Genomic DNA, 18,232 nt, shown 5'->3' on the forward strand with positions numbered 1-18,232 from the left:
TCTCGCACGCTCACCTTCAGGCCGCCGGGCCGATGATGTGCTTGACCTCCAGGTAGGCGGCAAGGCCCCAGGGCCCGAGTTCTCGGCCGATACCGCTGTGCTTGAAACCGCCCCAGCCTGTCTCTGGCAGCACCAGCTGTTCGCTGTTGAACCAGATGCTGCCAGCTTGCAGTTGGCGGCCGATTCGCTGGGCGCGTTCGCTGTCGCCGCTGATCACGGTAGCGGCCAGGCCGAAGTCGCTGTCATTGGCCAACTCGATGGCTTCTTCTTCACTGGCTATGCTGCGGCCACAGAGTACTGGCCCGAAGATCTCTTCGCGCCACAGACGACTGGTCACCGGCACGTCACGATAAAGCGTCGGCGCCAGGAAGTAGCCCTGCTCGGGCAGCTCTCGATGACGGGCATCACGCACCGCGACGAGCTGCTCGGCGGTGGCAATGTCGAGGTAGCGCTGTACGGCGTCCCGCTGGCGGGCACTGGTCAGCGGTCCCATGTCGGTCGTCGAGGACAGTGGATCACCGAGTCTGATGGCGTCGATTCGCTCGGCCAGTGCGGCATAAAGTGCGTCGGCGATGGCCTCGTGTACGATCAGTCGTGAGGTGGCCGAGCAGATCTGACCCGAGTTGAAATAGATCCCGGCCATCACCCAGTCGGCGGCCTGCCGCGGGTCAGCGTCGTCCATGACCAGGATCGGCGACTTGCCGCCCAGCTCCAGCGAAATGCCCTTGGTCGTGGCACTGGCCGCCCGCATGACGGCTTCACCGACCCGGTTACTGCCGGTGAACGAGACCTTGTCGATGCCGGGATGGCGGCTGAGGGGGGCGCCGATGCCCTCGCCATCGCCATGCAGCAGGTTAAAGACGCCGGCAGGCAGTTCGATCGCCAGGGCGATGTCGGCCAGCACTTGCTCGGGCAGCGGCGCCACCTCGGAGGGCTTGAGCACCACCGTGCAGCCGGCCGCGAGCGCCGGCGCAAGCTTCCAGGCGCTGGTGACCAGCGGAAAGTTCCAGGGGGTGATCAGCCCCACGACACCGACCGGGTCGTGATAGCAGCGTGCGATGACCCCCTCCATCTCCACCGCGACCGGTTCTCCCTGGCGGGCATCCAGCGCCCGAGCTTGCCCCGCATAGTAGCGATAGCAGGCGATGGCATCGTCCAGGTCGATCGCCGCTTCCGACATGGCCTTGCCGTTGTTGGTCGAGGAAAGCTCGATCAGCGCGTCGCGGCGGTTGGTCAGCGCGTCGGCGAAGCCATCGAGGTAGTCGGCTCGGCGGGTGCCGCTCAAGCGCCGCCAGGCGGGCAGGGCGCGGCGAGCGGCTGTTACCGCGGCATCCACGTCGGCCGGGTCGCCGGCGGTGACCTCGGCGATCAGCGTTTCGCGAAAGGGGTCGCCTACCGGCAAGCGTTGTTCGCCCTGCGAAGTGACCCACTGGCCGTCGATGAACTGTTTGTCGAGACAGGGTTTGTCGAGATATGGCGTGTCGAGTCGTGTCATTGGGGGTTCCGTCATTGAGGCGCTGCCAACGAGCGCTGCCAGCCGGCGGCGTCCACTTCGATCAGCATCGGCCCGTCCAGCGGTCGGCTGGCCAGGGCGTCGCCGAGGCTGGCAGGGCTGTCGACGCGCGTCGCCAGACAGCCAAACCCGCGGGCGAGCGTCAGGAAGTCGGGGGCCTTGAGGTCGACGCCGAGGCGCTCGACGCCGTGGGCGTCCATGAAGCGGCGAATCTCTTCGTACCCGGCGTTGTGCCACAGCAAGACTAACACCGGCAGGCACTCTTCCACGGCGGTGGCGAGTTCCGAGAGGGTGAACATCACGCCGCCATCGCCGACCAGCGCGACCACCGGCAGTGCTGGCTGGCCGAGCTGGGCGCCGAGTGCGGCGGGCAGGCCGTAGCCGAGGGTGCCGTAGCCGGTGGAGGCGTTGAAGTAACGCCGTGGTGCCGGCTGTGAGATCAGATGGTTTCCGGCATACACCGGCGCCGTTGAGTCGCCGACCAGGATGGCCTCCGGCAGCGCCGCCTCTAGGGCTGCATAGAATGGCACGAAGGGCGCGAAGGCCGGATCGTTGGCCAGGTCCAGCTTGGCGTGAACCTGCGCCGTACGTTCCTTGCCTCCCTTGTGCATCGGGTGCGGTAGACGCTCGACCAGCAATTCGAGACTACGGCCGGCGTCGCCCACCATGCCTAGTGCCAGCGTTTGGTTACGCACCAGTTGCTGGGCTTCCAGGTCGATGCGGATCAGCCGCCCGGTCAGGGCGAAGCCGTCGTCGAACACGACGTCGTAATCGGTCTCGCCGAGCTCGGTGCCTACCGCCAGGACCACGTCGGCATTCGCCGCCAATTCGCGCACCGCCGGTAGAGAGGCGTTGGCGCCCAGGTCGAGCGGGTGGTGTCGGCCCAACAGCCCCTTGGCATTGATCGTGGTCACCGTTGGTGCGTCGAGGCGTTCGATCAGTTGGCGCGCCGCATCGGGGGCATCCACGCAACCGCCGCCGAGCAGCACCAAGGGGCGCTCGGCCGTCCTGAGCCAGTCCACTGCCTGGGCGAGACCTCGAGGGTCCGGCGCCGGGCGATACAGCGTTGGCGGCTGCCACTGGCTTGGTGTCGCCACCGGCGCATCGAACAGGTCGATGGGAATCTCGATATGCACGGGCCCGGGCCGCTCGCTGCGAAACACCGTGAAGGCCCGGGCCAGAACCACGGGCAGCTGGGCGGGGTCGAGCAGTGTGTGACTGAAACGCGAGATCCCGGCGATGAGCTGTTGCTGGCTGGGCAACTCATGCAGGCGTCCCTGACCCAGCCCGAGGGTGTCGCGGCGGTTGACGCTCGAAATCACCAGCATGGGGATGGAATCGGCGAGTGCCTGGCCCATCGCCGTGGCGATGTTGGTCATCCCGGGCCCAGTGATGATGAAGCACACCCCGGGGCGTCCGGTGGCGCATGCGTAACCGTCGGCCATGAAGCCCGCGCCCTGTTCGTGGCGCGGGGTGACGTGGCGCATGCCGCTGTTTTCCAGGCCGCGGTAGAGCTCGATGGTGTGCACACCGGGGATGCCGAAGATGGTATCCACCCCGTAGGTGTCGCGCAGCAATCGGATCAGCAGTTCTGCACAAGTCATGTCAGGGTTCCTCAACCAACCAGCCAATGGGCCATGACGACGATGATCGGCAAGGTGATGGCGGTGCGGATCAGGAAGATTGCTGCCAGCTCCCATAGCTTCAGCGGGATCTTCGACTTCAGTAGAAGGGCGCCGATCTCCGACATGTAGACCAGCTGGGTCAGCGACAGGCAGGCAATCACGAACCGTGTCAGCTCGCTCTCGATGTTACTGCCCAGTACCGCCGGCAGGAACATATCGGCGAAGCCCACCAGGGTGGCGGGGGCCGCGGCCTCGGCTTCCGGCAGGCCCATCCATTCCAGTATCGGCACCATGGGCATCGACAGCCAGGTGAACAGCGGTGTGAACTCGGCCAGGATCAGCGCCACGGTGCCAATGGCGATGACCAGCGGCAGTAGGCCAAAGAAGATATCGGCGACGTTGAACAGGGCGATGCGCACCAGCTGCCGCGGACCGGGGGCCTTCTCCGCGCGGGCAACGGCCATGCCCAGGCTGTAGCGCAGCAGGCCTTGGTTGCCGGTGCGCTCCTCCTGCAGGCGGCAGCCCACTGGCTCGTAGTAGGTGTTCGGCTTGAGCGATAGCGGTGGCAACCTTGGCACGATCACCGCAGCTACCAGACCGGCGACCACCACGGTCAGGTAGAAGGGCACGAAGAGGTGGTTGATGCCGATGAAGGTGGTCACCAGGATCGCGAAGGCAATGGAAACGATAGAGAAGTTGGTGGCAATAGCCGCCGCCTCGCGACAGTTGTAGAAGCCCTTCTCGTACTGCTGGGTAGTGATCAGCACCCCCACGGTCCCCGACCCCATCCAGGAGGCTGTGGCGTCAATGGCGCTCCGGCCCGGCAGCCCGAAGATCCACCGGAAGGGGGAACGTAGCAGGCTGCCGACAAACTCCATGAAGCCGAAGTCGACCAGAAACGGCAGCAGTATGGCGGCGAAGAAGAAGAAGGTGAGCAGAACCGGCGCCAGGTCGTTGAGCATCACGCCACCGGTGAAGGAGGCGGTGACGAACTCGGGGCCGAACTGGAAGTAGGTCATCAGGGCAAAGACGGCACCCAGCGTCCGCATGGCCACCCACAATGGCGCCACGTCGAACAGTTCCTTGAGCATGCCTTCGCGTGCCCAATGGGGCTGGGTGAACTTGACCACCAGAGTCAGAACCACAGACAGGCATAGTACTACCGTAGCGATAGCCGGCAGGGCGTCCCCCAGCAAGGCCTTGAGGCCGTCGGCGGCGAACCCCATGCCGATGTTGATGGTGTCGCCCATCGAGAAGGGCACCAGGAACAGCAGCACGCCGATTATTGATGGCACGAGGAACTTGATCAGCCCGTGCCGAGAGAGCGGGGTGCCCTCAAGCGCTATGTCGTCGGATGTATCGAGGGAGGATGGCATAAAGCACCTCAGGTTGAATTATCGTTGTCGTATCGGGCTGGCAGGGAATCTTAATCGCGGCGCATGACGCCAGGTAGTACGCAGAGCATTTCGTAGAGTAGTGTGGCACCCATCAGGGCGGTATTGCCGCTGGGGTCGTAGGGTGGTGAGACCTCGACCAGGTCGCCACCCACGATGTTCAGTCCGGCAGCGCCGCGTACGATCTCGAGCCCCTGGGAGGCGGTCAGGCCGCCCATTTCTACCGTGCCGGTGCCGGGGGCGACCGAGGGGTCGAGACCATCAATGTCGAAGGTGACATAGACCGGCCCGTCGCCCATCTGCTCGCGTACCTCGGCCATCAGCGGCGCGAGAGAGCGATACCAGCATTCTTCTGCGGGGACCACACGAAAGCCTTGGTCCCGAGACCAATCGAAGTCATCGGCGGAATAGCCGGTGCCGCGCAGGCCAATCTGGACCACCCGTTGCGCATCGAGCAGCCCTTCCTCCTGCGCGCGACGGAAGGGCGTGCCATGAGCGATCGGCTCGCCGAACATGTGATCGTTGATGTCGGCATGGGCATCGATTTGAATCAGCCCCACCGGGCCGTGACGCTTGGCAATGGCGCGCAGGATGGGCAGCGTGATGGTGTGCTCACCGCCTAGGGTCAAGGGAATGCAATCGTGCTCGAGCAGCCGGTCGTAGAAGGCGGTGATGATCTCTACGCTCTTCGGGAGGTGAAAGGTATTGATCGGCACATCGCCGAGATCGGCCACCTGCAGGCTATCGAAGGGCGCGGCCCGGGTCGCCATGTTGTAGGGACGCAGCATGCGCGATTCATCGCGAATCTGCCGCGGACCCAGGCGCGTCCCGGGCCGATTGGAAGTGCCGATGTCCATGGGAATGCCGACGAAGGCGGCGTCCAGGCCTTCGGCGGAATCCTGCGTCGGCAAACGCATCATGGTGGCGGGACCACCGAAGCGGGGCATTTCGTTGCCGCCCATGGGTTGGTTGAAATCGCTCATGCTCTCTCCTTGTTGAGGCCTGATGTCGTGGCCCTGTTGTGTCGGTTGTTAAGCACTCTATAGAGCGTTAAGCACTTTTCGTGCCAAGTATAGAAGCCCGCCATGCAGCGCATGATCACCGCAAGCGATTCATATGGGAATCAAAAGCATGGTTTTTTGATGCGAAAATGAATCATCGATACCATAATGGATCAACCATCATGAACCGGGAGTTCGGGTGAGCGATATCGACCGGCAGGTGCTGGAAACCATCGTCGAGACCGCCAGTGATCACTTCTTCATCGTCGCCGGCGATGGCCGAGTGCTGGACGTCAGCCCGGGCGCCGCCGCGGTTTACGGTCTGTCACGTCAAGAGCTGATGGGCGCGACGGTCCAGGAACTGGAGGCGCGTGGCGTATTAAAGCCTTCGATCACCCTGGAAGTCATGCGAACCGGCAAGATGACACAGCTGATGCAGGTGACCGGTACCGGTCGGCGGGCGATTTCCGAGGCGCATCCGGTGTTTGTCGACGGGCGTCTCGAGCGAATCATCAGTCGCTCCCGGGACCTCACGGATCTCCAACTGCTTCAGGACGAGTATGCGCTGCTGCAGAAGCGCTTCAGTGAGCATCTCAAGCGTCACCATTTGCCGCACAGTGCCGATGATCAGGCGCTGGACGAAACCCTAGGCGAATTGTGCGTTTGCAGTGGGGTCATGCGCGAAATCGCCTTGCTGCTCAAGCGCGTGGCGCCCTCGGATGCCACCGTGCTGATGCTGGGGGAGTCCGGCGTCGGCAAGACGGCCTTTGCCCGGCAGCTCCATCGCTGGAGCCGACGTGGCGATGGTCCTTTCGTCGAGGTCAACTGTGGGGCGATTCCCGACAACCTGTTTGAATCGGAGATGTTCGGTTATCAGGCGGGTGCCTTCAGCGGTGCGGCACGCCAGGGCAAGGCGGGTCTGCTCGAGCAGGCCGAGGGCGGCACCGTCTTTCTCGACGAAATCGGCGAACTGCCGCTGCTGATGCAGACCAAGCTGCTCAAGGTCATCCAGGATGGAAGCCTCACCCGTCTGGGTGACACGCGACCTCGCCGCGTCGACTTCCGTCTGGTGGTGGCCAGCAATCAGGATCTGGCGCGCCGGGTGGAGGAGGGTGGATTCAGGCTCGATCTGTATTATCGATTGAATGTGATCCCGATCACCTTGCCGCCGCTACGCGAGCGCCGAGACGACATTCCGGCATTGGTCGAGGCGTGCCTGGCGCAGCTCAACCAACGCTATGGGCGCCAGAAGCTGTTGCATGCCAGTGTCTGGCCTGAGCTGATGGGCGGCGACTGGCCGGGCAACGTGCGGGAGCTTGAGAACTGGCTGGAGCGGGCCTGGCTGTCCACCCCCGGCGATCAGATCGATGCATCGGCGGTAAGAGCCCGCGTTATCACTCGTGAGCCTGCGAATGCAGACGTATCCCGTGAGGAACCGATGCCGTCCGGCATGACGGACAGTGAGACCTTGAAAGGCTATTTGGCACGGGCCGAACGTCAGGTGTTGGCCGAGCTTTGCGACACCTTGCCGACGACCTACGCTATTGCCGAGCGCCTGGGCATCAGTCAACCGACTGTTGTGCGCAAGCTCAAGCGTTACGGGCTCAAGGTCTCCAGGTAGCTCCAGTGAGCGGCTTGGCGAAAACCATTTTCTTCCCCTGTCGCCAGGCGCTTCCGCTCGGTATCAGGTGCTCTCGCCCACTGACAGCGTGAAGCCGACATCATGCTGGCAGGGCGGTTTGAGGGTGTTATCAAGCGCGTTATCCGAGTCGTGATCGAGGCGCTTCAAGACCTGCTTGGCGGCTACGCGGCCCATGGTTGCCCTGGGCGAGAGGATAGTGGTCAGGCGTGGCGTGACGTGCTGGCCCAGCGGTAGGCCGTTGAAACCCGCTATGGCGATATCCTGGGGAACCCGCAACCCCCGGCGCTGGGCATGCAGCAGGGCACCGACGGCGAGGTCATCGTTGGCGAAATGCACGGCGTCGGCCTCGGGCCGTTCGGCCAGGGCCCGGTCGAGCCCTTCGGCGCCAGCCTCCAGGCTGCCCAGACGTGCCAGCTCGACGAGTGGGGTCGGCAGGCCAGCGGCCTCCAGCACCTCGCGATGGCCGGCGAAGCGCATCGCGGCGCGATAGTCTCTGTCCATACAAGCACCGACGTAGACGATCGAACGATAGCCCCGTTCCAATAAATGGGTGGCCATGTGGCGGCCGGCATGCTGGTGATCCAGCCCCACGTTCAGGTCGAGCCCCTCACCAAGCTCCATTACCTCCATGACCGGCTTGTCCCATTGGCGCAACAGACCCAGGCAGGCCTCGTTATGGCGCAACCCCGCAGTGACGAGGGCCGAACACGACCAGCCAAGAAAGGTGCGCACCAGCTGGTATTCGCGCTGTAGGTCGTAATCGGTATTGCCCAACAGTATCTGGTAGCCCCGCGCCTCGAAGGCCTCCTGAAGGCCATGAATCACCTCGATGAACACCGCGTTGGCGAGCGAGGGCACGATCACCGCGATAAAGCGCGAGCGCGACGACGCCAGGCTTCCAGCCACCAGGTTGGGCACATAACCCAGCCGTTCGACGGCATCCAGAATCCGCTCGCGTGTGGTGTCATTGACCCGTTCGGGAGTATTGAGTGCCCGCGATACGGTGATGGCGGAGACACCAGCGGCCTCGGCCACCTGCTTCAGCGTGATCTGTTCCGATCCGCGGCGCTGTCGTGGGAGCTCGTTTCGATTAGACATTGGTCGCACCCCTGGCCGTTGGGCTTGCTGTCGAGATATCAATCGACTAAAACGATGTTAGCGCTAACATTACAGCGCTTCCAGTCTCGGCATTCGAACCGCAGGAGAGCGTCAGGTGAGCGACGAAACGACAACGACCCCCAGGATGGGCGTCATCGGCCTGGGCGCCATGGGCATGGGCACCGCGACGGCACTGCTGGAGCAGGGCTTGGCGGTCACGGGCTTCGACATTTCCCCCCAAGCCTGCGAGAGCTTCGCGGCCCGCGGCGGCCAGAGCGCCGGCACCCCAGCGGCGCTGGCTGCCCAATCCGACATCGTGCTGTTGGTGGTGGTTAACGCCGATCAGGTCGAGCAGGTGCTGTTCGGCGACAAGGGCGTGGTCGGCTCGCTCAAGCCCGGCGGTCTGGTCATGCAGTGCGCGACGGTGGCGCCGAGCATCGCGCGGCACCTGGGCGAGCGCCTGGCGGACGCTGGCCTCGAGATGCTCGATGCGCCGATCAGCGGCGGTGCTGCCAAGGCGCGCACCGGGAAGCTGTCGGTGATGGCGTCCGGGTCGTCGCTGGCCTTCGACAAGGCGGCGCCGGCCCTCGACGCCATGGCCGCCACGGTCTATCGGTTGGGCAGCGAGCCGGGGATCGGTTCGAGTATGAAGCTGGTCAATCAGCTGCTGGCCGGGGTGCACATCGCCACCGCCGCCGAGGCGATGGCGTTGGGCATTCGCATGGGCCTGGACCCGGACACGGTCTACGACGTCATCACCCATTCGGCCGGCAATTCGTGGATGTTCGAGAACCGTGTGCCACATATTCTGAAGGGCGATTACACGCCGCTCTCGGCGGTGGATATCTTCGTCAAGGATCTCAACATCGTGCACGAGACGGGGCGCGAGCTCGCCATGCCGACGCCCGTCGCGTCGAGTGCGCTGCAGCAGTTCACCGCAGCCAAGGGCGCCGGTTTCGGCCGCGAGGACGACGCCGCGGTGATCAAGGTTTATCAGCGACTGTCGGGTATCACGTTACCTGAAGCCGCCAATGATCCCGGGGAGGACTGAGCATGGCCATCGTACTGGGCGCCATCGCGGACGATTTCACCGGCGCTACTGACCTCGCTAATAACCTGGTGCGCGCCGGCATGCGCTGCGTGCAGGTGATCGGAGTGCCCGACCCCGCGACAGTGATCGAGGATGTCGATGCCGTGGTGGTGGCACTGAAATCACGCGCCTGCCCGGCAGACGAGGCGGTCGCCGATTCGCTGGCGGCGCTCGACTGGCTGCAGGCCCAGGGCGCGCGTCAGCTGTTCTTCAAGTACTGCTCTACCTTTGATTCCACCGATGCCGGCAATATCGGTCCGGTGGCCGATGCCTTGCTGGAGCGGCTTCGGGCGACAGAAACGGAGCGGCTTCGGGCGACAGAAACCGAGCGGCTTCGGGCGACAGTAACGGAGCGTCTGGGGGGCTCTCAAACGGTGATGGTGCCGGCCTTTCCGATCAATGGCCGCACCGTCTATCAGGGCCATCTGTTCGTCGGCGACCGACTGCTCAACGACAGTGGCATGCAACACCATCCGCTCAATCCCATGCGCGATGCCGACCTGGTGCGGGTGCTGGGTCGCCAGACGCCGCACCCGGTGGGCCTGGCGGCACGCCCGACGCTGGTGCAGGGCGGCGACGCGACCCGCCGGCACCTGCAGGCGCTGGCCGCCGAAGGCATTCGCCACGTGATCTGCGACACCCTGGATGAAGACGACCTCGCGGTGCTGGCCGAGGCGGTGGTCGATATGCCGCTGGTGACGGGTGGCTCGGGTCTCGGACAGGCACTGCCGGCGCAGTATCGCCGATGGGGCTGGCTCGACGAGGTTACCGACCCTGGCCGGCTGGTACCGGCCTCGGGCGCTGCCCTGGTGCTGTCGGGCAGTTGCTCGCGGGCCACCCTGGGCCAGGTCGATCACTTTCTCGAGCGTCATCCGGGGTTCGCCCTTGAGCCACTGGCGCTAGCCGAAGGCGATGCGCATCTACAGGCCGCCCTTTCCTTCGCGCGCGAGCGTCTCGCCGACGGCGGCCCGGTGCTGGTCTATGCCTCCGCCGACCCCGAGCGGGTCAAGGCCGCCCAGGCGGCGCTGGGCGTTGAACGCGCCGGCCAACTGGTCGAGGCGGCATTGGGTGAGTTGGCCAGCACCCTGGTCGGCGAAGGCGTGGGTAGACTTATCGTCGCCGGCGGCGAGAGTTCCGGCGCCGTGGTCTCGGCATTGGGAGTGACCATGATGCGCATCGGTGAGCAGATCGATCCCGGCGTGCCCTGGACCCAGGCGCCGCTGCCGGGAAGGTCGGACAGTAACGCCCCGCTGTCACTGGCGCTCAAATCCGGCAACTTCGGCGGCAAGGACTTCTTTACCCGGGCGTTCGACGTCCTGCCAACCGGGAGACCCTCATGAGCGTGCATGACGAGAATGGCCTGCGCGAGCAGATCAGCATCCTGGGCCGGTCGCTGTTCGATCGCGGGCTCACCATGGGCTCCAGCGGCAATATCAGCGTGCGCCTGGACGATGGCGGCTGGCTGATGACGCCCACCAACGCCTGCCTGGGGCGGCTCGACCCCGCCCGCATCTCGCGGATGGACCGCGACGGCCGGCTACTCGAGGGCGACAAGCCGACCAAGGAGAGCTTCCTGCACATGGCGATGTACGCCGAGCGCCCGCAGTCCGGCGCCATCGTACACCTGCATTCGACCCACTCGGTCGCCGTCTCCTGCCTGCCGGATATCGACCACGACGACTGCATCCCGCCGCTGACGGCCTACTACGTGATGCGAGTCGGCAAGCTGCCGCTGGTTCCCTACCATATTCCCGGCGACCCGAGTCTGGGCGATGCCGTGCGCGGCCTGGCCGGTCAGCACAGTGCCGTGCTGCTGGCCAACCACGGCCCCGTGGTGGCCGGCAAGTCGCTGGAGGCGGCCGTCTACGCCACCGAGGAGTTGGAGGAGACGGCTAAGCTGTTCCTGCTGCTGCATGGCCGAAACCCTCGCGCCTTGACACCCGAGCAGGTCGCCGAACTCGAGGCGCGCTTTCCGCGCGACTGACCGGCAGCCCCCGACCCGACAATCAGGAAGCCTCCGATGACCCGACTGGCCGCCAACCTCAGCATGCTGTTCCCCGAGCATGACTTTCTCGATCGCTTCGCCGCCGCTGCCGAAGCCGGCTTTCGCGGCGTGGAGTACCTGTTTCCTTATGACCATGCCCCCGAGACGCTGCGTGCCGCGCTGGATGAGGCCGGCCTCGAGCAGGTGTTGTTCAATCTGCCTCCGGGTGACTGGGAGGCGGGCGAGCGCGGTATTGCCTGCCTGCCTGGGCGCGAGGCGGAATTTCGTGACTCGGTGGTGGAGGCGCTGCGCTATGCGAAGGTGCTTGACTGCCCGCGCGTGCACGCCATGGCCGGTCTGTTGCCACAAGGCGCCGACGAGGCAACCCATGCCGCCCATCAGGCCACCTATATCGCCAACCTGCGTTTCGCCGCAGGCGAGGCCGCCAAGGTAGGTCGCGAGGTGCTGATCGAGCCGATCAATACGCGCGACATGCCGGGCTTCTTTCTTTCGCGCCAGGCGCACGCCATGGCGGTTCTGGGGGAGATTGGGGCCGACAACCTGCGCCTGCAGTTCGATCTCTACCATTGCCAGATCATGGACGGCGATCTGATTCGTCACCTGGAGCATCAGTTCGCGGCCATCGGCCACGTGCAGATCGCCGGGGTGCCCGAGCGCCATGAGCCCGACGTCGGTGAGGTGCACTATCCCGCCCTGTTCGAGCGTATCGAGGCACTCGGCTACTCCGGTTGGATCGGCTGCGAATACCGCCCAGCCGGGACGACCCGTGCCGGCCTAGGCTGGGGTCGCGAACTGGGCTTGAAGCCGAGCCACTGACGATCACATTTCCCGGACAGGATAGAGACAACATGCATATCGCCATTACCGGCGCCGCCGGCTTTCTCGGCCAGCGCCTCGTTAACCAGTTGCTTGATCGCGGCGAGCTGAATGGTAAGGCACTCACTCGCCTGACGCTGATCGATCAGATCGAGGCGCCGCGACCGGAGGCGCCCGGTGTCGAGATCGACTGCCTGGCCCTCGATATCACCTCGCCTGGCGCCTTTGGTCCCGTGCTCGATGCACACCCGGCGGTGATCTATCACCTGGCTGCAGTGGTCAGCTCGGCGGCGGAAGCCGATCTCGACCTTGGCATGGCGGTCAATTTCGACGCGACCCGTGCACTGCTCGAGGGCTGTCGCGAGCGCGGACTCTCCGCTACGCGCCTAGTGATGGCCAGCTCGGTGGCCGCCTATGGCGGCGACATGCCGGCGCAGTTGGACGACATGACCGCCCTGCAGCCGCAGAACTCCTACGGCACCCAGAAGGCGATGTGCGAACTGCTGATCAATGACTACAGCCGCCGTGGACTCGTCGATGGTTGCGTGCTGCGCCTGCCGACCATCGTGATTCGGCCGGGACGCCCCAACGCGGCGGCCTCTAGCTTCGCCTCCAGCATCCTGCGCGAACCGTTGAATGACGAAGACGCCATCTGCCCGGTGCCTACCGAACTCGAGATGTTCGTGATGTCGCCGGGCAAGGTCATCGAGGCGTTGGTGCATGCCGGCGAAGTGGACGGCGCCTCGCTGGGAGCCTTTCGCGCCTTCATGCTGCCCGGTATCACGGTCAGCGTGGGCGAGATGCTCGAGACGTTGCGCGAGGTGGCGGGCGACGAGGCCGTGGCTAGGGTGCGCCACGAGCCGGATGCGCGCATCACCACTATCGTTTCGAGCTGGCCGGCGCGTTTCGATACCGCCAAGGCCCGACGGCTGGGGTTCGAGGGCGATAGCCGTTTTCGCGAGATCATCGAGGCGTTCGTTGACGAGCGCCAATGAGCAAGCCGCCTGCCCGAAGAGGACGGCGGCAACCCAGGGTGACCGCCTGTCGGCAACGGCAGGCGACCCGACCATCCGAGCGTTATCAAGAATAAGAGGGCAGTATCATGACCAGACGTTTTGCACGCCGCACGCTGACCGTCGCCATCGGCGGCCTGGCCGCCACGGCCATGGCCTTTCACGCCCAAGCCGCCACCGAGGTGAACCTGGGGCACACCCTGTCGGACAGCTCTCACTATTCTGTGGGCGCCGATGCCTTCAAGGAGACCCTGGAGCGGCTCTCCGATGGTGAGTTCACGGTCAACGAACATCCTTCCGGTTCGCTGGGTGGCGAGCGGGCGATGATCGAAGGCCTGCAGATCGGCACCGTGGATGTGGTGATTACCTCCACCGGACCGCTGGGCAACTTCGTGCCCGAGACCTATGTGCTCGACCTGCCGTTTCTGTTCGAGGACTACGACCAGGCGCGCTGTGTGCTCGATGGCGAAATCGGCGAAGAGCTGTTGACCAAGATGAGCGATCACGACCTGGTCGGCATGGCCTGGTCGGAGAACGGCTTTCGCCACATGACCAACAGCCTGCGCGAGATCAACACGCCGGAAGATGCCGAAGGGCTGAAGGTGCGCACCATGGAGAACCGGGTGCACCAGGAGGCGTTCCGTCAGCTGGGTGCCAGCCCGACCCCGATGGCCTTCCCCGAACTCTTCACGGCACTGCAGCAGGGCACTGTGGATGGCCAGGAGAACCCCATCACCGTCATCGTGGCGACTAACTTCTGGGAAGTGCAGGATCATCTATCGCTCACCGGGCACGTCTATTCGCCCGCCGCGATTCTAGGGTCACCGATCCTGCTCGACGGCCTCAGCGACGAGGAGCGCGAGTGGTTCGACCAGGCGGCGCAAGCGTCGGCTGAGGCCACTCGGGAGGAAGTCAGCCGTCTGGAAGAAGAAGGTGTGGCGCTGCTGCGCGAGAAGGGCATGACCGTCAAGACCGATGTCGACCCGGCGCCGTTTCAGGAGGCCGTCGAACCCGCCTACGAGATCTATACCGATGAGTACGGCAGCGAAATGCTGGACCGTATCCGCGCCAGCGACTGCTGATCCCACCCAACCTCCGGCGTGGCCGCCGGAGGTTTCCTTTTCCTGACAAGGTGATCCCGATGCTCTCCTGGTTTCTTCGCCTGGAAAGCCTGCTGACCCGGCTGGCTCTGGTGATCGCGGTGGTGATGCTGATCATCTCCGTGTCGCTGGGTTTCTTTCAGGTCCTGACGCGATTTATCTTCAACGCGCCTTCCACCTGGTCGGAAGTGATTGCTCGCGCCACCATGATCTGGTGCGTGTTCATGGGCGCGGCCGCGACCTTTCGCGGTGGCTACATGATGGCCGTGGAGCTGATCTACAAGTTGATGCCGAGGCGCACGCTGCTGGCCCTGGAGCTGGCCATCGGCGCCTGTTGCCTGTTGGTGTTGGGGGTCTTGATGGTGTACGGCATCCAGATGACGCTGCGGGTGCGCAGCCAGACGCTCTCCGGCCTGGGCATGTCGATCGCCTGGGCCTACGCGGCGATCCCCACCGGGAGTGCCTTCGCCATGGTCGCGGTGGTCGCCCGGCTGCTGGCGCAATCGATGGGGCTGGAGAAACTCGGCCCGGAAAACAGCGAAGTGGCGCCCGAGGCAAAGATCGATACGGTCAGTCACTCCAGCAGCAATGATGGAGGACATCGCCCATGAACCTGGTCATCGGTCTGTCGCTGGTTATCCTGTTTGCGGTCGGTGTGCCGATCGCCATGTCGATCCTGATGGCCTCGATCATCGGCATTGAATTCTTCTCGCGTCTGCCGCTGCTGATGGTGCCGCAGCAGATGTTCGTGGGTATCGACCATTTCCCGCTGATGGCGATTCCCTTCTTTATCCTGGCCGGTAACCTGATGGCGGCTGGTGGCATCTCCAGCCGTCTTGTCGATCTTGCCAAGTCGATCGTCGGCGGCGTTCAGGGCGGCCTGGCGATGAGCTGCGTGCTGACCTGCATGATGTTCGCCGCAGTGTCGGGCTCCAGCGTAGCGACCACCTTCGCCATCGGCGCCATCCTCATCCCGGCGATGGTGCGCCACGGCTATCCGCGGCCGCTGGCGGCCTCGATCCAGGCCTCCTCCGCCGAGTTGGGCGTGCTGATTCCCCCGTCGATCCCGCTGATTCTCTATGGCGTGAGCACCGATACCTCGATCGGTCAATTGTTCATCGCCGGCATCGGCCCGGGGGTGCTGATCGGTGGCGCTTTGCTGCTGTTCCTGTATGTCTTCTGCAAGCTGCGCGGCTATGGACTGCAGGATCGCGAGGATCGCAGTGTGTTTACCGTCGCCTTCAAGCGTGCCTGGGCGGCGATCCTGATGCCGGTGGTGGTGATCGGCGGAATCTATGGCGGCATCTTCACGCCCACTGAGGCATCGGCGGTCGCGGTGTTCTACGCGTTGGCGGTGGGCGGCCTGCTCTACCGCGAGCTGCGCTTGCAGGATCTGTGGGTAATCCTGAGGCAGAGCGTGATTTCTACGGCTGCAGTGATGCTGATCATCGCCGCGGCGGCGCTATTCAGCTTCCTCATCAGCCGCTCGGGCCTGCCAGCCGAGATCGCCGACTGGGTCAACCGGGTGTTCGAGAGTCCCTGGGCCTTCCTGCTGGCCGTCAATGGCCTGCTGCTGGTGGTGGGGATGTTCATCGAGACGTCGGCGGCGATTCTGGTGCTGGCCCCGATCCTGACGCCGATCGCCATCCAGTTCGGCATTCAGCCGGTACATTTCGGGTTGATCATGGTGGTCAATCTGGCGCTTGGGATGATCACACCACCGCTGGGGGTCAATCTCTTCGCCGCCTGTGCGGTGGCCAAGATCTCCATCGATCAGATGCTGCCCTGGCTGGTGCGGTTCGTGCTGGTGGTACTGGTCTGCCTGATGGCGATCACCTACATGCCCTGGATCTCCATGGGGCTGGTCGATTTGCTCTATTGACGCCAACGCTATTGATGCAAAAACAAGGAGCGCTGCCATGCAGCCGTTAGCTGCGATGGCCAAGAAGGCGGGAATTGCCGAGATGCTGCCCGTCACCGCTTAGTGCGTTTTCCGGGCTACACTGCCACTCGTCGACATGGCAAGCCTCGAACACGACAAGCCTCGTACACAACAAGGAGAGGGAGCGATATGCATCAGGTAATCAATGTCGGGTTGATCGGTGTGGGCCTGATGGGTCATGGCATCGCGCGCAATATTCTGGGCGCTGGCCATCGCCTGTGTTTTCTGGACCATGCCGGCAATCAGCCCGTGGACGACCTGCTGGCCGACGGAGCGATAGCCAAGAGCTCGGGGCGCGAGGTGGCCGAGGCCGCCGAGGTGGTGATCCTCTGCGTGACCGGCTCGCCCCAGGTCGAGGCCGTGCTGTTCGAAGCTGGCGGCGTTCTGGAGGGCCTAAAGCCCGATAGCGTGGTTATCGATTGTTCCACGGCCCTGCCCAGCTCGACGCAACAGGTGGCCGCGCGCGTGCAGGCGGCGGGCGGTCGCTTCATGGATGCGGCGATGACCCGCACGCCCAAGGAAGCCGAGGAGGGCCGTCTCAACCTGATCGTCGGGGCGTCCGAGACGTTGTTCGACGAGGTGCGCCCGCTGCTCGAGAGCTTCGCCGAGCACATCGCGCATGCCGGCCCGGTCAGCGCCGGCCATACCCTGAAACTGCTGCACAACTTCGTGTCGCTGGGTTTCTCGGCGGTGCTGGCGGAGGCAACGGTGGCGTCGCGCGCTGCCGGCATCGATGACGCCGCCTTGCTCGAGGTGCTGGGCAAGGGCGGCGGGGGTGGTGTCATCTTCGAGCGCCTGCGGCCTTTCATTGCCTCCGCGGACCCGTCCGGTTTTCGCTTCAGCGTGGCCAACGCCAACAAGGACCTCGGCTATTACCATGCCATGACCGAGCAGCTCGGGGTGTCCGACGGCGTCGCTGCCGCCGTGCACCACCTCTACGCCGGAATCGAGGATCAGGGCGTGTCGGTCCCCGAAGTGATTCGCGTGCTTCAGGAGAACGTCTCCTGATCTGGGGCGTGCTCACCGGCGGGGAACAGCGGTCGCGATGACGTCATCCCTTTCCTATCGCCAGCAGGGGCTGCTGCTCACCGGCGGCGGAGCGCTGGTCATGTCGCCCGATGCGCTGCTGATCAAGCTGGCCGGGCTTCCCGACGCCGAGATCCTGATGTGGCGTGGCCTGCTGTCGGCACTGGGGTTTCTGCTGATCGTCGTCGCCCGTCATGGTCGTGGCACCCTGCATGCCTATCGGCGCTGCGGCTGGACCGGCATTGGGGTGGCGCTGCTGTTCAGCATGACCACCTGTGGCTTCGTGCTGGGCAATCAATATACCCGTGGCGGTAATGTGCTGATGATTCTGGCGGGGGCGCCGTTGATCGCCGCGGCACTCTCGCGGGTGTTTCTCAACGAACGGTTGCCGCGTCGTACCTGGCTGGCGATTGGCCTGTGCATGGTCGGTATCAGCCTCATTGTGATCGACGATGCCGGCGTCGGCTCCTTGCTGGGCAACAGCTTTGCGTTACTGGCGGCGACCACGCTTGCGATCAACTTCACGCTGTGCCGCACGCGTCCCGGGGTCGACATGAGCCCGATGCTGACCTTTGCTGGCTTGATCGTCGGGGTTGGTGCAGGACTGGCGGTGACCAGCGGTGGACAATTCAGCATGCCGCCATGGGATCGATTATGGCTGGTGGTATTGCTGTGCCTGGTCATCGTGCCGCTCGGCGTCACCCTGCTGCAGCGGGGACCGTTGTATCTGCCGGCCGCCGAAGTGGGCCTGCTGTTGCTGCTTGAGGTAGTGGTGGGGACGCTTTGGATGTGGTGGATACTGGGAGAGCGGCCGACGCCGCTCGCCTTTACCGGCGGTGGCCTGGTGCTGGCCACCATGTTGGCCAAGGGGCTCTATGAGCGCCGCCTCGAGATGCGTTATCGCGCGGCGCTTCCTGGCTGACGGTGGCTGACAGGCAAGCTGATTTGTACACGGATTGCCAATCGA

Annotated in this window: 16 protein-coding genes; 11 read left to right on the forward strand and 5 right to left on the reverse strand. The window is 64.5% G+C overall.

Features of this window, described 5'->3' with window-relative positions; translation table 11 throughout:
- Positions 1–16 precede the first annotated feature (16 nt).
- From KG088_RS01620 to speB, 4 genes are read right to left on the reverse strand one after another with little or no spacing between them, the layout of a single operon-like run.
- Positions 17–1,495, reverse strand: coding sequence for an aldehyde dehydrogenase family protein (locus tag KG088_RS01620; protein WP_213823731.1), 1,479 nt, complete (start codon positions 1,493–1,495; stop codon positions 17–19).
- A gap of 11 nt (positions 1,496–1,506) precedes the next feature.
- A complete protein-coding gene (locus KG088_RS01625; RefSeq protein ID WP_213823732.1) occupies positions 1,507–3,117 on the reverse strand; it encodes a 5-guanidino-2-oxopentanoate decarboxylase in 1,611 nt (536 codons plus the stop codon).
- 11 nt (positions 3,118–3,128) lie between these two features.
- On the reverse strand, positions 3,129–4,514 hold the full coding sequence (locus KG088_RS01630; RefSeq protein ID WP_213823733.1) for a YjiH family protein: 1,386 nt from the start codon (positions 4,512–4,514) through the stop codon (positions 3,129–3,131).
- 50 nt (positions 4,515–4,564) lie between these two features.
- Positions 4,565–5,515 (reverse strand): agmatinase, encoded by a 951-nt coding sequence (gene speB, locus KG088_RS01635; protein ID WP_213823734.1) that lies wholly within the window; start codon positions 5,513–5,515, stop codon positions 4,565–4,567.
- A gap of 217 nt (positions 5,516–5,732) precedes the next feature.
- Here speB and KG088_RS01640 point away from each other — a divergent pair, with 217 nt between their 5' ends.
- On the forward strand, positions 5,733–7,154 hold the full coding sequence (locus KG088_RS01640) for a sigma-54 interaction domain-containing protein (RefSeq protein ID WP_213823735.1): 1,422 nt from the start codon (positions 5,733–5,735) through the stop codon (positions 7,152–7,154).
- 63 nt (positions 7,155–7,217) lie between these two features.
- On the opposite strand, the gene KG088_RS01645 is transcribed toward KG088_RS01640, so the two are convergent.
- Entirely contained in the window at positions 7,218–8,273 is a 1,056-nt protein-coding gene (locus KG088_RS01645; protein ID WP_213823736.1) for a LacI family DNA-binding transcriptional regulator, read from the reverse strand.
- Between the two features lie 115 nt (positions 8,274–8,388).
- Here KG088_RS01645 and ltnD point away from each other — a divergent pair, with 115 nt between their 5' ends.
- From ltnD to KG088_RS01695, 10 genes are all read left to right on the forward strand, one after another.
- Complete coding sequence (ltnD, locus tag KG088_RS01650) at positions 8,389–9,324, forward strand: L-threonate dehydrogenase (protein WP_319941364.1); 936 nt, start codon at positions 8,389–8,391, stop codon at positions 9,322–9,324.
- A 2-nt stretch (positions 9,325–9,326) separates the two neighbouring features.
- Positions 9,327–10,703 (forward strand): 3-oxo-tetronate kinase, encoded by a 1,377-nt coding sequence (otnK, locus tag KG088_RS01655; RefSeq protein ID WP_213823737.1) that lies wholly within the window; start codon positions 9,327–9,329, stop codon positions 10,701–10,703.
- The gene (gene otnC, locus KG088_RS01660) at positions 10,700–11,347 is read left to right on the forward strand and encodes a 3-oxo-tetronate 4-phosphate decarboxylase (RefSeq protein WP_213823738.1); all 648 of its coding nucleotides are present in this window, start codon (positions 10,700–10,702) and stop codon (positions 11,345–11,347) included. The genes otnK and otnC overlap by 4 nt, the downstream gene beginning before the upstream one ends.
- Positions 11,348–11,383: 36 nt before the next feature.
- Positions 11,384–12,184 carry a 2-oxo-tetronate isomerase gene (gene otnI / locus KG088_RS01665; RefSeq protein WP_213823739.1) on the forward strand — a complete coding sequence of 267 codons (801 nt, stop codon included), beginning with the start codon at positions 11,384–11,386 and terminating at the stop codon, positions 12,182–12,184.
- 32 nt (positions 12,185–12,216) lie between these two features.
- The gene (gene denD / locus KG088_RS01670) at positions 12,217–13,179 is read left to right on the forward strand and encodes a D-erythronate dehydrogenase (protein ID WP_213823740.1); all 963 of its coding nucleotides are present in this window, start codon (positions 12,217–12,219) and stop codon (positions 13,177–13,179) included.
- A 107-nt stretch (positions 13,180–13,286) separates the two neighbouring features.
- Positions 13,287–14,279: a TRAP transporter substrate-binding protein gene (locus KG088_RS01675; RefSeq protein ID WP_213823741.1), complete on the forward strand. Its 993-nt coding sequence runs from the start codon at positions 13,287–13,289 to the stop codon at positions 14,277–14,279.
- A 59-nt stretch (positions 14,280–14,338) separates the two neighbouring features.
- The gene (locus KG088_RS01680) at positions 14,339–14,908 is read left to right on the forward strand and encodes a TRAP transporter small permease (protein WP_213823742.1); all 570 of its coding nucleotides are present in this window, start codon (positions 14,339–14,341) and stop codon (positions 14,906–14,908) included.
- Positions 14,905–16,179 (forward strand): TRAP transporter large permease, encoded by a 1,275-nt coding sequence (locus KG088_RS01685; protein ID WP_213823743.1) that lies wholly within the window; start codon positions 14,905–14,907, stop codon positions 16,177–16,179. Before KG088_RS01680 ends, KG088_RS01685 begins: the two co-directional genes overlap by 4 nt.
- A 189-nt stretch (positions 16,180–16,368) precedes the next feature.
- Entirely contained in the window at positions 16,369–17,247 is an 879-nt protein-coding gene (locus KG088_RS01690; RefSeq protein WP_213823744.1) for an NAD(P)-dependent oxidoreductase, read from the forward strand.
- A 37-nt stretch (positions 17,248–17,284) separates the two neighbouring features.
- Positions 17,285–18,187 carry a DMT family transporter gene (locus tag KG088_RS01695; RefSeq protein ID WP_213823745.1) on the forward strand — a complete coding sequence of 301 codons (903 nt, stop codon included), beginning with the start codon at positions 17,285–17,287 and terminating at the stop codon, positions 18,185–18,187.
- The last annotated feature ends 45 nt before the right edge of the window (positions 18,188–18,232 follow it).

Origin of the sequence: Halomonas jincaotanensis (assembly GCF_018448785.1) — a bacterium.
Taxonomy (GTDB): Bacteria; Pseudomonadota; Gammaproteobacteria; order Pseudomonadales; family Halomonadaceae; genus Halomonas; species Halomonas jincaotanensis.

Excerpts from the sequence above, each read along its gene's own strand:
- otnK (WP_213823737.1), top strand. The coding sequence starts at position 9,327 with ATGGCCATCGTACTGGGCGCCATCGCGGACGATTTCACCGGCGCTACT.
- KG088_RS01625 (WP_213823732.1), bottom strand. The coding sequence starts at position 3,117 with ATGACTTGTGCAGAACTGCTGATCCGATTGCTGCGCGACACCTACGGG.
- speB (WP_213823734.1), bottom strand. The coding sequence starts at position 5,515 with ATGAGCGATTTCAACCAACCCATGGGCGGCAACGAAATGCCCCGCTTC.
- KG088_RS01645 (WP_213823736.1), bottom strand. The coding sequence starts at position 8,273 with ATGTCTAATCGAAACGAGCTCCCACGACAGCGCCGCGGATCGGAACAG.
- otnC (WP_213823738.1), top strand. The coding sequence starts at position 10,700 with ATGAGCGTGCATGACGAGAATGGCCTGCGCGAGCAGATCAGCATCCTG.
- KG088_RS01620 (WP_213823731.1), bottom strand. The coding sequence starts at position 1,495 with ATGACACGACTCGACACGCCATATCTCGACAAACCCTGTCTCGACAAA.
- denD (WP_213823740.1), top strand. The coding sequence starts at position 12,217 with ATGCATATCGCCATTACCGGCGCCGCCGGCTTTCTCGGCCAGCGCCTC.
- KG088_RS01685 (WP_213823743.1), top strand. The coding sequence starts at position 14,905 with ATGAACCTGGTCATCGGTCTGTCGCTGGTTATCCTGTTTGCGGTCGGT.
- KG088_RS01675 (WP_213823741.1), top strand. The coding sequence starts at position 13,287 with ATGACCAGACGTTTTGCACGCCGCACGCTGACCGTCGCCATCGGCGGC.
- otnI (WP_213823739.1), top strand. The coding sequence starts at position 11,384 with ATGACCCGACTGGCCGCCAACCTCAGCATGCTGTTCCCCGAGCATGAC.
- KG088_RS01690 (WP_213823744.1), top strand. The coding sequence starts at position 16,369 with ATGCATCAGGTAATCAATGTCGGGTTGATCGGTGTGGGCCTGATGGGT.
- KG088_RS01630 (WP_213823733.1), bottom strand. The coding sequence starts at position 4,514 with ATGCCATCCTCCCTCGATACATCCGACGACATAGCGCTTGAGGGCACC.
- KG088_RS01695 (WP_213823745.1), top strand. The coding sequence starts at position 17,285 with ATGACGTCATCCCTTTCCTATCGCCAGCAGGGGCTGCTGCTCACCGGC.
- KG088_RS01680 (WP_213823742.1), top strand. The coding sequence starts at position 14,339 with ATGCTCTCCTGGTTTCTTCGCCTGGAAAGCCTGCTGACCCGGCTGGCT.